Origin of the sequence: Corallococcus praedator (assembly GCF_003612125.1) — a bacterium.
GTDB classification, from domain to species: Bacteria; Myxococcota; Myxococcia; order Myxococcales; family Myxococcaceae; genus Corallococcus; species Corallococcus praedator.
Window position 1 is genome coordinate 1 of the sequence record NZ_RAWI01000662.1, and the last position, 2731, is coordinate 2731.

Genomic DNA, 2731 nt, shown 5'->3' on the forward strand with positions numbered 1-2731 from the left:
ACCGCCAGGGACTCCAAGGAGGCTTCGCCCCCGGCCTCCACCACGCCGGTGGCCGGGTTGGGCGCCGTCAGCACCGTGAAGGGGCCCGCGCCCACCAGCCGGATCCCCCCTGGCAGCCGGAAGGGGCCTTCGTAGCGACCGGGGGCCAGGTGCACGAGGAGGGGGCCAGGCCGGGCCAGGGCCTCGGAGAGGGAGCGGAGGGGGCGCTCCCGCGTGCCATCCCCTCCCGCCACGGCCGCGTCCACCCAGAGTTCGCCCGGGACCGCCGGCTTCAGCGCCGGCCGCGCGCAGGCACACACCAGGACCAGGAACCAGGGCAGGAGTCGGGATGGCACGCGGGCAGGCACTCTAGCCCCTCGACGGCGTCCTGCTGGAACTGGATCAGGACCCGTTGCTAAGTGATCGATTTCTCAAAGACTTTCATCCGCAATCGATCATCAGCCGATCAACCCCCACTTCCGAAGAAGGGGGGGTGTGAGGATGTATCAAAAGATGCGATCCTCCCTCTCTCTACAGGGTGTATTTTGTGAAGCCCAGTTTTCATCCGGAGGCCGAATTTCCGGCCTGGGAGCGGGTGGCGCATTGACAGTCGAAAGCTCGATTTGTTACCTCCGCCATCCGCTCGTTCAACGCCAGACAACGCAAGAGGGAGGGGTGTCATGACCAAGGCAGAGCTCGTGGAGGTGGTGGCTGCGCAGTCGAGGCTCACGAAGAAGTCCGCCGCCCAGATCCTCGACATCGTCTTCAACAACATCGGCAAGGCGGTGAAGAAGGACACGCGCTTCAGCTACCCGGGGTTCGGCACCTGGTCGCTGCGCTCGCGCAAGGCGCGGAAGATTCGCAACCCGCAGACCAACGAGATGATGAAGCTCAAGGCGTCGAAGACGGTCGGTTTCCGGCCGGCCAAGGAGCTGAAGAACTCGCTGTAGCCAGCAAGCAGGACCGTCCCCCTCAGGGGCGCGAACCCGTCGCACTCGGGTGACGCCCCTGGGACGTGAGGGCGGGAGCTTGCGGCAGTTGCCGGGCCACGGGCCGCTCCTCCTGGGGAGCCTCCGGGGAGCTTTCGGGCGTGACGAGCGCCTCCAGCGGGTCCAGGGAATTGCCGTCGTGCCAGAGTTCGAAGTGGACGTGGACACCGGTCGCCAGGCCCGTGTCCCCCGCGAGCCCGACCACGTCACCGCTCGCCAGCACCTCTCCGGTCGTCACCAGCACCTGGGACAGGTGGCTGTAGCGGGTGACCCACTGGCCGTCGTGCTGCACCTCCACCTGCTGCCCATGGTCGCCGTTCCACCCGGCGCGTAGGACGACGCCCCTTTGCGCGACGCTGACGACCTGACCCCGGCGGGCCGCGAGGTCCACGCCCAGGTGGCGGCGGAGCTGGCCGGTGATGGGGTGCCAGCGCTCCCCGTAGAGGCTGGTGATGGTGACCGGCTCCACGGGCCAGGCGAGGCGCGGCGGCCCGGAAGGTTCGGGCGGCAGCTCCCAGCGGCGCAGGGTGGACGCGCGCACGATGAGGCGGCCCACGCGCAGCACCACGGCTTCCGCGAGCGGACCGGGCATGTCGCCGTAGAGGCGTGCGTCCTGCTCCAGTTCGGCCTCCATGATGCCCCGGGCGCGCGTCAGGTCGCGGCTGTCCGTGCGCTCCACCGGCCGGGACAGGAAGACGTCCAGGGCCGCGTTCATCTCCGCCCAGTTCCGCGCCTGTTCGGGGGGCATCACGCTGCCGCGCTGGACCTTCTCGCGGTGCGCGCGGGCCTTGTCCGCGAAGGACGCGAGCGCGGCGTCGAGTTCAGGGGAACGCTCAGGGGTGAGCGGGCCCCGGGCGTGTTCCGGCTCGTGCGGGAGGAAGGGCGTGGATTCGCTGAAGGAGGCGCCGTCGCCCGAGGTCGCGTACAGCTCCTCAAAGCTCATCTTCTCCGCGCGCGGCGTAGCGCAGGCAGAGAGGGCCAGCAGGGCGAGGACGGCGGGTCGGCGCACGGCGCGGCGAGCCTACCATGCACCGGCCCACGCACCTGTTTCGGGCGGGCGGATCATCGACCCGGGTGGGCGCCGGTGCGTGCGGTCCGCACCCGGCACGGGGCGGCCGGGGCCTACCCGGCACGATGAGGCAAGCGGGCCTCACGGGTTGCGCGGCCCCGCGTTGCACGCCCTGAAGTCCCATGCGGGTGTTCGCTGGCGAGCGGCCAGCTTCCCCCTGCGTCAGGAGTCAGGACACTCCGAGACCCCGGCTCCGCCGTCAGCTGGCGAAGGCGTTCCGGATCCGCGCCAGGGCGTCGTCGATGTCCGCCGTGGACACGTCCAGGTGGCAGACGAGGCGGATGGAATGGGGGCCCGTGGCATTGGCCAGGACGCCCTGCTTCAGGAGCAGCGCGGAGGCCTCCGCCGCGGGGCGCGCGAGGTCCGCGAACACCATGTTCGTCTCCACCCTCGACAGGTCCACCGTCACGCCCGGAACCTGGGAGAGCCCCTGCGCCAGCCGACGCGCGTTGGCGTGGTCCTCGGCCAGTCGCTCCACGTGGTGCTCCAGCGCGTACAGCGCCGCCGCCGCGAGGATGCCTGCCTGCCGCATGCCTCCTCCCAGCCGCTTGCGCAGCCGCCGCGCCTCGCGGATGACGTCCGCCCTTCCCGCCAGCGCCGAGCCCACCGGCGCCCCCAGCCCCTTCGAGAAGCACACCGACGTGGAGTCCGTCAGCGACGCCCACGCGGACGCCGGCTTGCCCGCCGCCACCTC

At 70.8% G+C, this 2731-nt stretch carries 3 protein-coding genes and 1 pseudogene; 1 reads left to right on the forward strand and 3 read right to left on the reverse strand.

Annotated elements, in window-relative coordinates; all coding sequences use genetic code 11:
- Positions 1–335 (reverse strand): annotated as a pseudogene (locus D7Y13_RS40530) (DUF1565 domain-containing protein); the annotation flags it as partial.
- A gap of 324 nt (positions 336–659) precedes the next feature.
- Here D7Y13_RS40530 and D7Y13_RS40535 point away from each other — a divergent pair.
- On the forward strand, positions 660–929 hold the full coding sequence (locus D7Y13_RS40535; RefSeq protein ID WP_120535979.1) for an HU family DNA-binding protein: 270 nt from the start codon (positions 660–662) through the stop codon (positions 927–929).
- A 22-nt stretch (positions 930–951) separates the two neighbouring features.
- Here the strand turns inward: D7Y13_RS40535 and D7Y13_RS40540 are convergent, their stop codons facing one another.
- Positions 952–1977 (reverse strand): M23 family metallopeptidase, encoded by a 1026-nt coding sequence (locus D7Y13_RS40540; protein WP_120586159.1) that lies wholly within the window; start codon positions 1975–1977, stop codon positions 952–954.
- Between the two features lie 259 nt (positions 1978–2236).
- Positions 2237–2731, reverse strand: a 495-nt coding sequence (locus D7Y13_RS40545) for a threonine aldolase family protein (RefSeq protein ID WP_244222453.1), incomplete at its 5' end; no start/stop codon positions are given.

What these genes read in the sequence shown, in the direction of transcription:
- D7Y13_RS40535 (WP_120535979.1), top strand. Translation starts at nt 660, where the DNA reads ATGACCAAGGCAGAGCTCGTGGAGGTGGTGGCTGCGCAGTCGAGGCTC.